14 protein-coding genes are annotated in these 14720 nt (G+C 40.8%); 10 read left to right on the top strand and 4 right to left on the bottom strand.

What is annotated here, in order from left to right; translation table 11 throughout:
* The first annotated feature begins 546 nt into the window (after positions 1 to 546).
* The gene (locus ACS8FA_RS17700; protein ID WP_057758533.1) at positions 547 to 1101 is read left to right on the top strand and encodes a fasciclin domain-containing protein; all 555 of its coding nucleotides are present in this window, start codon (positions 547 to 549) and stop codon (positions 1099 to 1101) included.
* A gap of 422 nt (positions 1102 to 1523) precedes the next feature.
* Positions 1524 to 2129 carry a fasciclin domain-containing protein gene (locus ACS8FA_RS17705; protein ID WP_439266709.1) on the top strand — a complete coding sequence of 202 codons (606 nt, stop codon included), beginning with the start codon at positions 1524 to 1526 and terminating at the stop codon, positions 2127 to 2129.
* Between the two features lie 458 nt (positions 2130 to 2587).
* Here ACS8FA_RS17705 and ACS8FA_RS17710 read toward each other — a convergent pair whose 3' ends face one another.
* A complete protein-coding gene (locus tag ACS8FA_RS17710) occupies positions 2588 to 4135 on the bottom strand; it encodes an alanine/glycine:cation symporter family protein (protein WP_101204950.1) in 1548 nt (515 codons plus the stop codon).
* A gap of 955 nt (positions 4136 to 5090) precedes the next feature.
* On the opposite strand from ACS8FA_RS17710, the gene ACS8FA_RS17715 reads away from it, so the two are divergent.
* From ACS8FA_RS17715 to ACS8FA_RS17730, 4 genes are all read left to right on the top strand, one after another.
* On the top strand, positions 5091 to 5723 hold the full coding sequence (locus ACS8FA_RS17715; protein WP_057758539.1) for a LemA family protein: 633 nt from the start codon (positions 5091 to 5093) through the stop codon (positions 5721 to 5723).
* Positions 5724 to 5846: 123 nt separating this feature from the next.
* Positions 5847 to 7031 (top strand): TPM domain-containing protein, encoded by a 1185-nt coding sequence (locus ACS8FA_RS17720; RefSeq protein ID WP_439266712.1) that lies wholly within the window; start codon positions 5847 to 5849, stop codon positions 7029 to 7031.
* Between the two features lie 71 nt (positions 7032 to 7102).
* Positions 7103 to 7627, top strand: coding sequence for a TPM domain-containing protein (locus tag ACS8FA_RS17725; protein WP_102078696.1), 525 nt, complete (start codon positions 7103 to 7105; stop codon positions 7625 to 7627).
* Positions 7628 to 7831: 204 nt separating this feature from the next.
* Positions 7832 to 8830 carry an adenosine deaminase gene (locus ACS8FA_RS17730; RefSeq protein ID WP_439266714.1) on the top strand — a complete coding sequence of 333 codons (999 nt, stop codon included), beginning with the start codon at positions 7832 to 7834 and terminating at the stop codon, positions 8828 to 8830.
* Positions 8831 to 8932: 102 nt separating this feature from the next.
* On the opposite strand, the gene ACS8FA_RS17735 is transcribed toward ACS8FA_RS17730, so the two are convergent.
* Positions 8933 to 9733 carry an SIR2 family NAD-dependent protein deacylase gene (locus ACS8FA_RS17735; protein WP_439266716.1) on the bottom strand — a complete coding sequence of 267 codons (801 nt, stop codon included), beginning with the start codon at positions 9731 to 9733 and terminating at the stop codon, positions 8933 to 8935.
* 35 nt (positions 9734 to 9768) lie between these two features.
* Here ACS8FA_RS17735 and ACS8FA_RS17740 point away from each other — a divergent pair, with 35 nt between their 5' ends.
* The gene (locus ACS8FA_RS17740) at positions 9769 to 10131 is read left to right on the top strand and encodes a hypothetical protein (protein WP_439266718.1); all 363 of its coding nucleotides are present in this window, start codon (positions 9769 to 9771) and stop codon (positions 10129 to 10131) included.
* A 730-nt stretch (positions 10132 to 10861) separates the two neighbouring features.
* On the opposite strand, the gene ACS8FA_RS17745 is transcribed toward ACS8FA_RS17740, so the two are convergent.
* The gene (locus tag ACS8FA_RS17745; protein ID WP_522901986.1) at positions 10862 to 12358 is read right to left on the bottom strand and encodes an ATP-binding protein; all 1497 of its coding nucleotides are present in this window, start codon (positions 12356 to 12358) and stop codon (positions 10862 to 10864) included.
* Positions 12333 to 13052, bottom strand: a complete 720-nt coding sequence (locus ACS8FA_RS17750; RefSeq protein WP_439266722.1) for a heavy metal response regulator transcription factor — start codon at positions 13050 to 13052, stop codon at positions 12333 to 12335. The genes ACS8FA_RS17745 and ACS8FA_RS17750 overlap by 26 nt, the downstream gene beginning before the upstream one ends.
* A gap of 227 nt (positions 13053 to 13279) precedes the next feature.
* On the opposite strand from ACS8FA_RS17750, the gene ACS8FA_RS17755 reads away from it, so the two are divergent.
* The 3 genes from ACS8FA_RS17755 (at position 13280) to ACS8FA_RS17765 (ending at position 14703) form a co-directional block, all read left to right on the top strand.
* The gene (locus ACS8FA_RS17755; protein WP_102093213.1) at positions 13280 to 13564 is read left to right on the top strand and encodes a hypothetical protein; all 285 of its coding nucleotides are present in this window, start codon (positions 13280 to 13282) and stop codon (positions 13562 to 13564) included.
* Between the two features lie 176 nt (positions 13565 to 13740).
* Complete coding sequence (locus tag ACS8FA_RS17760; protein WP_197102714.1) at positions 13741 to 14019, top strand: hypothetical protein; 279 nt, start codon at positions 13741 to 13743, stop codon at positions 14017 to 14019.
* 90 nt (positions 14020 to 14109) lie between these two features.
* Positions 14110 to 14703, top strand: coding sequence for a c-type cytochrome (locus ACS8FA_RS17765; protein WP_197102716.1), 594 nt, complete (start codon positions 14110 to 14112; stop codon positions 14701 to 14703).
* Positions 14704 to 14720: the final 17 nt, after the last annotated feature.

Genomic DNA, 14720 nt, shown 5'->3' on the forward strand with positions numbered 1-14720 from the left:
TAAAAAAAGAAGGAATAACAAACCAGTAGCGTGCAGAGTCTCACGAAGAGGACCGCAAATTTGCATTATTTTAGCATGAAAAGTTTGCTACATAGGGATACTGCATATTCCTCTTTGGCAATAGATCAATAAGAGGAGAGCTAAGTAACAAAGTAAGATATCAGAGTCTATTTCATAAAGTAGATACGCACAAATGAATATCATTTCGCTAAGGGCTTACATAAAGCTTTTCTTTTGCAAATGAAAGCCAACGGGAATGCTCAGAAGTCAGACAGAATTTACATCCATGCCACAAAAAATTGCGCAAAGGCAGGTTGATAAAGATTGCTTACATGTTAATTTAATTTCAGAAATACAAGGTCTTAGTAAGTCCTACTTATAAATATAGGCTCATTTATTAGCAATAACTTGTATCAAAAGTATCGGTATTAGCAGTGCAGTACAGTGAGCAAATGGCATTAGCAGGCAGGATGATCTGTAAGACAGTAATATCATAGTTGAAACAATACCAACGTCAAAGAAATTCAAATCATTAAGGAAAATGTTATGAAACTTACTAAAATTGCCACCATCGGTACATTGGCTATCTCAATTGCAGGTCTAAGTGCTTGTAATAATATGATGCCAGCAAAGACGGGCGATATGAAAGCACCAATGCACAGTCAGAGTATGGCTAAGATGAATGTTGTACAAATTGCGCAAAGCAATCCTGATTTTTCAGTGTTGGTAGAAGCGGTACAAGCAGCAGGTCTAGTCGATATGTTGTCTGATCCTAATGCTCACTATACGGTATTTGCACCGACCAATGCTGCCTTTATGCAAGCATTGCAAGAAACAGGTATGACCAAAGCACAGTTATTTGCCAATAAACCACTATTGACTAAAGTATTGGGTTATCACGTAGTGGCTGGTGATATGGCTATGTATGCCAAAGATGTGAAGCCTGGTAACGTAATGACCGCTAGCAAAGACACGCTAATGGTGACTAAAGAAGGCAAACTAATGGATGAAAACGGTCGCACAACGAATATTGTGAAGACTGATATCGCTGCCAATAATGGTGTTGTCCATGTAATCGATAGAGTATTGTTGCCTAAATAAGCATTAGCTGAGGTATAACTACTGTATTTATTATAAGACTAAGCAGCCATTGTTTGTGATGATTTCATAATCAGACAATGGCTGTTTTAGACTCTAGAGCTTTATCTATATAAGTTTCTGTTCATATTGAAATTTTAAAACAGACATCTAAAAATAATTAACCAACGGCATTTTGTCTCAAACATCGCAATAATTGATATACAAGCAAACAATGCTATATACGTGATTGATACAGTGTTGCTACCTAAGTAAATATCATTTGAAAATTAAACAGTTAGACTGAGAACTATCAATATAACGGCCTAAATAGTATGACTAAGTAATTGATACATTTATCAATCATTGGTCGCCATTATATTTATCGAAAGTTATTAATTTAAATAAATCCCTTAATCAATTATTTATCCAAAAAGGAATTACCTATGTTAAAGAAGAATTTGTTGTCTATCGCAGTTGTAACCGCAGCAATGTCACTAGCAGCGTGTAACGACACTGAGACTGTTGCAGAGCCAACTGAACCAAAAGCGACGGAAGAAATGGCAGTTGATCCAGTTGCTGAGACAGAAGCTGTTGAAGCAGAGCCAATGGCCGAAATGGACATGGAAGCGACTCAAACTATCGCTGAAATCGCAGCAGAAAACGAAAACCTAACTATTTTAACCGCTGCGCTACAGGCTGCTGGTCTTGATACTATGCTAATGGAAGAAACCAAGCATACTGTATTCGCCCCAACTGATGATGCATTTGCGCCAGTACTAGAAAAATTAGGCGTGACTAAAGAAGAGTTGTTGGCCAATACAGATTTGCTAAAAACTGTCCTTCCTTACCATGTACTAGCAATGGAAGTTAAAGCGGCTGATATCCCATACGGTACTGAGATTGAAACGGCGAACGGTAAAACCATTACTATCAGTGAAGACAACGTAATTACTGATGCTACTGGTAACACAGCAAATATCACTGGTACAGATATCATGGCAACCAATGGTGTGGTCCACACTATCGATGCAGTATTAATGCCTGAATAAGCTATTTATTAGCGCGTAGATTGATAATCTATAAGTTAGTCAAAGAAAGCCTAGCCATCGCGCTAGGCTTTTTTACGTCTATAGATTAAGAACGCGAAAATCAAGAATAGGGAAGTTAAGGCGTAGAAATTGAAGCGATGAGATAAGCTATGGGTTAACTATACGTGTGCGGCTACCTAATTAAAATAAGGTTATAAAATGCTAAAGCGAGCTCTATAAAGAAGACAGGCAAAATACAAAATAACAGTCATATGTTATTTCAAAGACAGCTTAACTTTAGAAGATAAAAGGGCAGGTTGAGGGTATTGAATCAGCTTGTATGAACGTGGATTTTGATATTTTTTTGGTAAGCTATTCTGTAGCAGTGTAGAAAACTATCCAAACAAAAAAGCCCGAGAACATGGTCTCGGGCTTTTTGTTTATTCAATAAGATCAAATAGCAATCTTATTAAATCAACTTACACTTTATCTTTACGTAATGGATCAGCGTTCATGCTTTTTTGCTGCGCTAGATGACGCTCTTCCCAATACGGTGCGTTTTTGATACCGAATTTAGCAGGATCAAAACTATAGCGAGTGACGCCAGCTTTACGCTGAGCTTCATAGTCTTTAAGCATAGTAAGAGTTGGACGAGCCACGATGAAGATGACAAGAATACCAACAATGTTAAGCCAAGCCATAAGACCAACACCGATATCACCGATTGCCCAGATATAACCAGCTGAGTTTAGACCACCATAAGCAACCATCGCCATGATAAGTACTTTCACTAGGAATAGACCAGTTCTGTTCGCACTACGACCGAGGAAACGTGTTAAGTAAGCCACGTTTACTTCAGCGATGTAGTAGTAAGCCAGAATTGTTGTAAAGGCAAAGAAGAATACAGCGATTGCGATAAAGACATTACCAAACGTACCGTATACAGATTCCATTGCCATTTGCGTGAATGCAGGAGCATTGATTTCAGTAGCAGCGGCGACGTTCTGTACGATGAACTGACCATCTGGTAATGTACCTTGAATGTTGTACATACCAGTAGACAAAATCATGAATGCAGTCGCAGAACATACTAGTAATGTATCAACATATACTGAGAATGCCTGAACGAGACCTTGCTGTGATGGATGCTCAACTTCAGCAGCAGCAGCAGCGTGAGGACCTGTACCCTGACCAGCTTCGTTAGAGTAAATACCACGTTTTACACCCCAACCGATAGCAGCACCAAAACCTGCTTGTGCAGTGAATGCATCACCAACAATCATACCAAATACATCTGGAATCAAGCTGAAGTTGCTGAACATGATGATTAGCGCTAGGGCAATATAACCTAATGCCATGAAAGGTACTGCAAACTCAGTAAAGGTTGCAATACGCTTAATACCACCAAAGATGATGATACCTAGCACGACTAAGATGATAGCCAAGCCGACCAAACGCATAGAGCCAACTTCTAGACCTGCAACGTTCATGATCGTACCTTCGCCCATTACCTGTGCAAATGCACTGATAACACCGTTCGCCTGTACACCAGGTAAGAACATACCACATGATAAAATAGAAGCGATTGCGAAGAGGATGCCGTACCACTTTTGACCAAGGGCACGTTCAAAGTAATAAGCTGGGCCACCGCGATACTCGCCAGTTACCACATCTTTTTCTTTGTAAATCTGAGCAAGAGTAGATTCGACATAGGCTGTAGATGCGCCTAGGAAGGCTACGATCCACATCCAGAAAACGGCACCTGGGCCACCGAAGCCGATAGCAGCAGCTACCCCAGCGATGTTACCCATACCCACACGACCGGCGAGTGAGACGGCAAGTGCCTGAAATGATGAGATACCCTGTGCACTAGATTTACCAGTGAATAGGAGTTTGATCATCTCACCGAATAGACGTACTTGTACAAAGCGCGTCATAATGGAATAGAACAGACCGGCACCCAAGCAGAGATAAATCAGCGCTGGGCTCCAAATAATTCCATTTACTAAGTTAACTAAACCTTCCATATTTATGTTCCTAGTACTGTCTCAAGGTGGCACTGTTTGCTAGGAGTAAACTAACTGGTTAACTTACTTATTTAAGTTAAGCAGTTAAAGTCTCTGCATCGACTTATTTGTTGTCTAAGTCTCATGTGCTTGGCCACCAAGAATGGACTGTAGTTGTCTGTATTTACCCGCGTATCTCGTCAGTAATACGGACTATTTGCATAGCGCTTATCACTGACAATATAAATATCAGCTGCGTTTACTATTATTCTACAACCTCAACTACTGCGGTCTTCTATCATCATGTTATACATCAGATGAGTCATAAGTTGACCGGCGGATAAAACAGGCGGTTATATAATTAAATATCCATCACCATGATGGCATTCAACTTACTATGAGCTGTCTTGAATAAATACATGACTGGTATGGCGAATTAACAGTATTAAGCGATAATTTGACAGTTAATTGATGTTTTTATTAAGAAATTAACAACTCGCTAATACTAATCAAACTATAAGTCCACTACCAAATGTATTCAAACCGTACGGCTACGTAACTGCAATTTGCCATATTTTTGTACTAATTACTAGAAATTTCTTTATAGACGGTAGATATATTCGTATTTTATGTCGTAGATACATTAGCAAGATTTGCATAATATATAAATAATTGTTTGTACTTTCATAACATTTAGTCTGATTGCGCCAGACTGTTAGATTTTTGCTTTATATCTATCATGATAAAAACGCGTTATCGTTAACGCTATGCGGTTGTGTTTTGGTAACGGTCAATTGTAAAAAGCCGTATATAACGCCATCATTAGGACAACTTCTTTTGATATCATGCTGATAGAGTGATGCGCAGATATACAATATATAGAGCGCATGACTGCCGTATGAATACTAAGAAACTTAAAAATATTAAAAACGTGGTACTGGATATTTGTTATTTATCATTATTAGGAGAATCAACAATGACGCGTAAATCTATTATGAAGCCGATGTTGCTAGCCGCTTTATTGACAACTTCTACGGTTGGTCTAAGTGGCTGTGGCTATAACAACCTGCAAGCACAAGATGAGCAGGTCACTGCTTCATGGTCAGAAGTGGTTAACCAGTATCAGCGCCGTTCTGATTTGGTGCCAAACTTAGTCAAAGTCGTACAGCAATATGCCGAGCAAGAGCAAGAGGTCTTCACCCAAGTGGCAGAAGCTCGCTCACGTGCGGGCGGTATCACGGTGACGCCAGAAGTGCTTAATGATCCAGAAGCGATGGAGCGTTATGCAGCAGCGCAAGAGCAGATGACAGGTGCGTTATCGCGTTTGATGGCGGTATCTGAGCGTTATCCAGATCTAAAGTCAGATGCACTGTTTCAGGACCTGCAAGCACAGTTAGAAGGCACTGAGAACCGTATTGCTGTGGCTCGTAACCGTTATATCCAAGAAGTGCAGGGTTACAATACAACGGTACGTCAGTTCCCAACCAACATCACTGCAAAAGTATTTGGTATGGATACTAAGCCCAACTTTAGTGTGGCCAATGAAGAGGCGATTTCAACCGCACCAAGTGTTGATTTTGGCGATTCTACAGAAAAGTCAGCTGAATAAAATTTAGAATGAACGTGAAGACAGAGCGGCATAGGCAGCTCTGTTTATTTAGCTAATGGTTTGATAATGATTAGTTAGAGTCTATCAATTGGTAAAGATGTTATCTGAGGTGGTATAGATTAGATGAATAATTCAAAAGCAATCTTATCAGCATTACTGTTTACGTTAGGTGTCGTCAGCGTGCCTGCATTGCACGCTGCACCCAATGAGACAGCGGTGGCGACAGATAGCACCTCGGATCTGCAAAACCGTAGTGTCGAAGAGTTGGTGGCCGTTGCTAAAGCAGGCGAGTCTAACGAAGCAATCAATGATGCTGTATTAAATAACGATGCCATCAATGAAGCGGTGCTTGGCAACGACGCTATCAATCAAAACGCAGATAACCAAAGTACAGCAAATGATACAGCCAAGGCCCAAACAACCGCTCAGCCACCTGTACGCTCCAGTGCCGAGGGCGTTGACGCTGATAAGTTGATACTCAATGAACCAGTCGTTGATCAGGCCAATATTCTAAATCCTCAAGAAAAGCTACGTCTAGAGGCGCAGCTTAGAAGTATTTATCAGCAGGGATTAGCACAAGCAGCAGTGGTTATCGTACCAACTACCAATGGCGTACCAATATTTGATTATGCATTGCAAGTTGCTGAAAAGTGGGAATTGGGTGATGAAGCTATCGATGACGGTCTGCTGATGGTCGTCGCTGTCAATGACCGTGATATGTATATCTTAACTGGTTATGGATTAGAAGGCGTCTTACCCGATGCGGCGGTTAACCGTGTCATTCGCGAAGATATCACACCGTTATTTAAGCAAAATAAGTATGGTGCAGGGATAATCTCTGGCGTTGAAGCGCTCAAAACACGCTTAACTGCTGATCCTGAAGTCTTAGCCCGTGCTGATGCGCAAGCCGCAGAACGTACTGCTCAGCAAAGCTCAGATGAGCTGCCGTCACCTATTTTCTTATTTATCATGGCGATGATTTTTGGTAGCTTTATTACTAATATATTGGGCCGAGTATTTGGTTCTATCATTACCGCTGGCGGGTTTTTTGCAGGTTCAATGGCATTAGGCGGTGGTTTCTTCATGACGCTGATTATGGCAATATTCATCTGGATGTTTTTGATCTCACGCGGCGGTGGCGGTGGAAAAGGCGGCGGCGGTAAAGGTGGGCGCAGAGGCGGCATGATTTTCTTACCCGGTATGGGCGGCGGCAGTGGAGGCGGCTTTGGCGGTGGTGGTTTCGGAGGAGGCGGCTTTGGTGGTGGCGGCGGTGGTTTCGGCGGCGGCGGCGCAGGTGGCTCGTGGTAAGTATTCCACACACGCAAACAAAATAAACTCTACATAACCATCGAAAACGACGTACTTGAGGAAATAATATAATGGTAGAAGACAACGCTTCAAACCCCAGTTTTGCCCGCTGGTGGCGTCAAGTTTTGTTCGTCCCTTTATTACATAGTAAGTGGCTGACAACAGAATCCAAGGCACGCCTAACAGATGCTGTGACACGAGCCGAGCGTGGGCATCGTGGTGAGGTGTTTTTAATCGTAGAAAATCATCTGCCTATCCAAGAAGCCTATCGCATGAACTGCCGTGAGCGTGCGATTGATTTGTTTAGCGAATATCGCGTCTGGGATACCGAAGAAAATACGGGCGTCTTGATCTATGTCAATATATGCGAGCGTAAATTAGAGATTGTCGCAGACCGAGGTATCAGCGCTCACGTTAGTCCAACAGTATGGAATGCAATGTGCGAAAAGGCAGTATCTGGTATTGCTACTCAAAAGACAGAAGAGAGCTTGGCTGAACTGCTAGACGAAGTGGGGCAGGTGTTACGTCAATACTATCATTTAGAGCATGATCCAGAAGGCAATGAGCTGTCTGATACAGTGGTATTTTTAAAGTAGTTTGCGCCTTGTGTTGATTTATTAAGAAGGTTGCTTTTATAAGTAGCTTATCTATACGGTCAAAGGGTTTTGTTTTAGGCGATATGCTTTTAGTGTTAAAATAACTCTTCTGAGACAGATAACACCTCATATATGCATGGTTTGATTATCCTACTGTGCAATATCTACTAGGGCTCGTCTCGATAACACCATTATTGGAATACTATGATTGAATTAATAAAGAAACTACCGAAAGCTGAACTTCATCTACATATCGAAGGTTCGCTAGAGCCTGAGCTGATGTTTAGACTGGCCAAAAAGAACAACGTAGAGATACCTTATAAAGATATCGAAGATGTACGCAGTGCCTATAACTTCACCAATTTACAGACCTTTTTAGATATCTACTATGCGGGTGCCAACGTCCTGCTTACAAAGGATGATTTCTATGATTTGACGTGGGAATATATTCTTAGATGTGTTGAAGACAATGTCATCCACACAGAAATATTCTTTGATCCGCAGACGCATACCGAACGCGGCGTACCTTTTGAAGCGGTCATCACAGGTATCAAAGAAGCACTCGCCGATGCCAAAGCAAAATACGGTATTACATCATGCATCATCATGTGTTTCTTGCGTCATCTATCGCAAGAAGAAGCGTTTGAGACATTAGATCAAGCACTGGATTATAAAGATGACATCATCGGTGTTGGTCTTGATTCATCAGAATTGGGTAACCCACCATCGAAATTCAAAGAAGTCTTCCAAAAAGCCAAAGAAGAAGGCTTTAAGTTGGTCGCTCATGCAGGCGAAGAAGCAGACTTTTCATATATCTACGAAGCATTAGACCTATTGAATATCAATAGAATCGATCATGGTGTGCAGTCTATAAAAAGCCCAGAATTGATGCAAAGACTTAAAGATGAGCAGATGCCACTGACCGTTTGCCCGAACTCGAATATTGAGCTAAAAGTCTTTGAGACTTATAAAGAGCACAATATTAAAGAGCTTTTAGATTACGGTCTAAATATCAGCGTTAACTCAGACGACCCTGCGTATTTCAAAGGGTATGTGAATCAAAACTTTATCAATCTATATGAGAATTTACCGATTACGGAAGACGATGTTGTTACCTTAGTAAAAAACTCGTTTAAATCGGCATTTATCAGTGATGAGTTAAAAGAAGCTTACTTGGCGAGAGTTGATCTTGCATTGAAATAACTTTAACGAGCTTATTTTTAGTAGCGAAGGCTTAACGGTTTATACAAATCGTTAAGCCTTTTTTATTGTCTGTCATGCAGCAATGTTTATAAGTAGTAGCAATTATAAAGCCGTAATCTCTGCTATAAGCAGTGGCAAAACGATTCCAGCCTTTTCTGCTAATGTGATATCGACGATAGTATTTGGCGTTGGGTCAGGGTTTATCTCAATAATTTTCGCGCCATTTTGTTTGGCTAATTGTGCCAATCCAGCAGCAGGATAAACCAAGCTTGAGGTACCGATACTGATAAACACCTCGCAATTAGCTGCAGCTTCTTCGGCAGTCTGCCATGCCTGTACAGGTAGAGCTTCGCCAAACCAAACAATATCTGGTCTGATGTAACCGTCGCAATGCGGACAGCTAAGCAGTGTTTCATCAAAACTCATGGTGCCTTGATTATCGTACGATGCTCTCGATTGATCTTGATAGGGTATCTCACACTGACCACAGCGATTGCGCCACAGATGACCATGCAGGTGAGTCACTGCGCTACCAGCTTGCTCGTGCAAATCATCGACATTTTGGGTGATGAGTGTCACTTGCTGATCGGAGGTTTGCGCATGATACTGCCATTGAGCCAACGCATGATGGGCGGGATTTGGCGCTTTGTCTGCGACCATTTGCCGACGCCATTGATACCATGACCACACCAACTTTGGATCACGAGTGAATGCTTCAGGAGTGGCTAGGTCTTCGACACCGTAGTTCTCCCACAGTCCTGTTTGCTTATCTCGAAACGTTGGGATGCCACTTTCTGCTGAAATGCCAGCCCCAGTCAGAATGCAGATACGCTGTTTGGATGCCAGTAGTTGTGCGGCAAGTTTTACTTCTGCTATTAACGCTGGTGATAATTCTGCTAACATGAGCCAACCCTTGCTAATAATGGATGTTTTTACTTATGATAGACGGTATTTGGTGGCTTGTCATATTGTTCGCTGTCATCGCAGTTTTATGGTTCGTGGCAAAGTCACGAGGTGTAAAAGCAGGCGAAAAGCATAGCGGCGCAAAATCAAAAAATGCAACACCGAATGATGCGCTGCAAAAAACATTAACGATATTAAAACAGTATTTTGCTGATTATCGAGTCACACGTAAGGCAAATCATTTGCTCGTTAGCAAACAAGACAAAAAAATTGCGATGATTACGATTGATAAAAAGATTGCTGAAGGTCAGCGCCGTTTGGGTGATTTGCCCGTGATCAATTATCACCGTATACCTAGCCGTGCTCAATTGACTGCCAATTTACAAGATGCAGAGTAATTTTGCTATATAGTCAATCCTCTATAAATTGGCTACGGTGTCAGTCTCGCTCAGTCTACTACTTGTAGTACTTTCACTCGGCTTCCTTGTATCCAAATTATACTGAATCGACTATAGGTGAGAGCCTCAGAAGTATACAAGCACAGAAAAACCGCAAACATTTTGAAATGTAGGTTTAATAAGTATAGGGAGTTTAAGAGAGTATTAAGGGAAGGGTGAAGCAAGGTTGGAACATAATGATTGGTGCGCTCGGCGGGAATCGAACCCACGACCCTCGGCTTCGGAGGCTAGAACCACCATATTTCATTAAGTTATATTAATGTATAACAACCTACCATACTATACAAATAAAGAGGTGTAAAGGATTTATCGGTGTGACGTTTAGCGTCTTTTAAAGAATTTTATAGCAACATGAATATCAATTTTGGTCACTAGTTAAGTATAGAATTCAATCATTTTTTATGGTTTTAATGTACGTATTTTATACTTAAATTTTTCAGAAATTACTGATTAAGCGAATTATTAACTCATCAAAGTAATATCGGAATAAATTACTGTAGAAATGGGGTGCTATAATTTCGAAAAAATAGTCAGGCATTTCAGCCGTAGTTTAGATCTTAACGATTTTTCGAATGCATTGAAGAAACGGTTCTGGACTACACTTGCAAATACTCCGATATTGAGTTTTTGACAACAACGTTTTGAGTTTATCTTCTTTTGATTTACCTTGTTAAGCCATCAATAATCTTACAGTAACCTCAAAAAAATACTCATCTTTGATAGTGATACCAACCGTACCTTTATGTGCATTAGCGATAGCCTGCACGATAGATAATCCCAACCCTGTACCTGCATACTTATGGCTAGTTTTATCATGACGATAAAATCGCTCGAATAATTTATCGGCTTGACTCTGATCTAACGGTTTGTCTAAACGATTGGTTATCGTTAGTCTCAACCATGGCTGCTTTGAGGGTCGAACCTCGTCTTCTGCTACATTAAGTGAGGTGGTTGAGGTGAAGACGGTAGCGGATATCATGATAGTACTATCACTAGCTGCGTAATAAATGGCATTTGACATCAGGTTGGCAAACAGCCGTTGCAATAAGCCTTCATCACCTAATACTCTTTCGAACTTACCTGATTTCTCAAAAGTTATCCCTCGATCTTCTGCAATCATTTCATAGTAATCAACGAGCTTTGTGATTAAGCTGTCTGTATCCACGTGACTGATTTGCGAGTCACTTAATCCTTTTTGGGTTTTTGCCAGTAGCAGCATATTGTTAATCATGGCGGATAACTGCTCTAACGTATCATGCTGATGATGTAGCTGCTCGATATATTCGTCGCCTTCTCTTGGCTTAGTTAACATGACCTGCGTTTGTGTACTCAGCGTCGCTATTGGCGTACGTAGCTCATGGGCAATATTGTCTGAAAACCGAGACAAAGACTCAAAGTTACTTTCAAGCTTGACCATCATTGAATTGTAAGATTCTGCTAGTGGCCTCAGTTCTAACGGCATATCGTCAACCGCAACTCTTTCGTCTAACCTTTGGAGGTTTATGCCTTTCATTTTTTGTACGATAGTGGACAAAGGCGCAAACCCCCAATACACACTTAATGCCGCTACTGAAACCAACAACAAGGTGATGGCTGTGAGTATCAAGCTCAGCTGGCGATTAAACTGGATAAGATATTGATGATGCACATTGGTAGGTAGGGCGATAAACGCCAAAATCTCTTGATTTGGAATAATAATGGCTCGGTAATGCCTATTGTTTATCTTGATCATAAACTGCTGATCGTGATGTTCCTGCCATAGTGATAACAAGCTAAAATCGGCTGGCAAACTATGAATGAAATTACTGGGGTCACTGGATAATAACTTACCTTTTTTATCTGCTACTAAGGTTTTTAAATCATAATCCAGCCAAGAGGAATGCAAGTGATTGTCATCAATGAGTGATTGGGACTTTGACACTGTGAATGGTTCTATGGGCTCGTTAACACTAACCATGCGTTTACGCAGATTAAAAGCTGCATGGGTGATAATCTCTGAGTCCATTTGCTCAAAGTGTCCACTCACAGAGCGCTGCACCCACGCATAGATGATGACCTGAGAGATAATAACGAAGACTGTCAATAAGGAAATCGTTCGCCATAGCAGTGACCAGCGCCGGTTTCTGAGTGTATGGTTCATGCTATTTAGAATCGTCTCCGTCCGCATCAATTTGGACCTCAGTAGCCAGCGCCTCTAAGCGATAGCCCATTCCACGCACAGTATGAATGAGCTTTGCCTCATGACCATCGTCTATTTTTATACGCAGACGCCTTATCGCCACATCAATCACATTGGTATCGTTATCAAAATTCACATCCCATACTTGGGAGGCGATCACGGTGCGTGGTAGCACTTCACCTCGGCGCTCTAATAAAAACTGTAGTAAGGAAAATTCTTTTGCCGTGAGCTTAATAGGCTTGCCGCCTCTATGTACAGTGCGCTTGGCAATATCCATCTTGAGATCCGCTATTTGCAGAATCGTACTTTGATAATCGGCTTGATTGGCGCGTCGTAATAGACTTTTTATTCTGACTATCAGTTCTGCAAACGCAAAAGGTTTGGTCAAATAATCATCACCCCCAATCTCAATCCCTTTTATTTTATCGCTTAAGTCATCTTTTGCCGTTAGAAAGAGTACAGGCGTTTGCTTACCCGCTGCTCGGTAATTGCGAACCAGCTCAAAGCCGCTAACATCAGGCAGCATCACATCCATTAGGATCACGCTAAACTCTTCTGTCATCAATGCATGATAGCCATCTAGACCGGTTAGGTGATGATCAACAATAAATCCAGCTTCGGTTAAGCCTTTTTTTATATACTCGCCTAGTTTCAACTCATCTTCTACCAGTAGTATTTTCATAGTAACCCCTCAACACGATTATGATTATTTGACATCCTAATCAATATAGATGACAAAAACGTTTTGTAACTGACAAAAATGTCATGTGCTCGTAATCAGATTGTCAGTCTTCTTTTGCTAATCTATATGAATGAAACATAGTTGCTCGTTCCTAATATCTAGCTACTACGAATTATTTTCACAGGTAATCAATTTAAACGCCTAATAACTTACAAAAGAGGTTTTATATGAAAATTCACGGTTCATTCAAAAAAGTAGTATTGCTATCGGTATCTGTACTTATAGGTATTACTACTGCTAATGCGCATACTACTGATCTAAGTACTTCAATCATCAATAACTGCGACGCTGTTACTGACTTTGCAAAAAACTTGGATCATAACGATGCTCAGCTTTCTAGCGCCCAAATGAAAAGCTATATCGATGCTAGAGTGGCTTGTGAGATTGAACACAAAGATCAACATCTACAGTCTGAAAAATACTTTATTAACAAATATGGTAGCGATAAGTAATATCAGCTCTGATGTCATACTAAAGGATTGATGACAATATTAAAAACCATAAATAGCAAGATGACAGAATTGTAATCTTGCTGTCATCTCTCTGTCAGAATCAATAAAGTATGCTTTAAAGTAACTTAATATTTTAAAGTTTTTCGACTTCATACCAAATAAAATAAGGATTTACCATGTCACTATTCAAATCAATACCACTGTCTAAATCAATCGTAGCAACTGCTATAGCCTTAGTTGTTTCAACATCTGCTTTGGCACATGACCCAAAAATGCATGCTGAAAAAGATCAGATGAATTGTGAAAAAATGGAAAAGCACATGCAAATGATGGGCAAAATGGATCATAGTAAAATGGATATGAAGGATCCTGCTATGAAAGCTATGATGACCAACATGGGAAAAATGAAAGCGATGTACCAAAAGCACTGTGTTACTAGTAAAAGTGATTCTTAGACATTGATCGTAGAAATTCAATATTATTGTTAGATGGTTTTGTCGAGCAGTAATTGGGTATTAACAAAAATGGATTTTTAGGACAAACCTATGAAGTTTTTACTAGGAATACTGCTTACTGTTTTTGTCGCTATTGTGGGCATTTTTATTGTGGTGACCAGTGGCGTGATAAATATCGGTGCTGATCAAGCCCATAGTCCGCTGGTTTACAATTTTTTAGAAACGGCACGTACGCGTTCAATAGCAAATGCTAGTAAGGACATTGCGGTTCCAAACCTAGAAAAGACAGAAATGATCAGCTCGGGCGGGGCAGACTATAAAGATATGTGTGCAGGCTGTCACTTATCTCCTGGGGTAGAAAGTACTGATTTTAGTGCAAGTTTATATCCAAAGCCGCCCAATTTTACCAATACTGAATTGGTGGAACGCTATAAAACAGATGCCGGTGCTCAGCAAGCCTTTTGGGCCATTAAACACGGTATTATGGCATCAGGTATGCCCGCATGGGGCGCTTCGCACGATGATGATAGAATGTGGGCAATGGTCGCTTTTATCAGATCGTTACCTGAATTGAATGAAAACCAGTACACCATGCTAACCACTAGGATAGACGATGATATGTTGGGCATGTCATTTGATGGTGAGATGGATATGTCAGGTGATGGATCCGGAATGCAACATTGATTTTTCGTAAAAGATGC

Origin of the sequence: Psychrobacter sp. 1Y1 (assembly GCF_051847395.2) — a bacterium.
Classification (GTDB): Bacteria; Pseudomonadota; Gammaproteobacteria; order Pseudomonadales; family Moraxellaceae; genus Psychrobacter.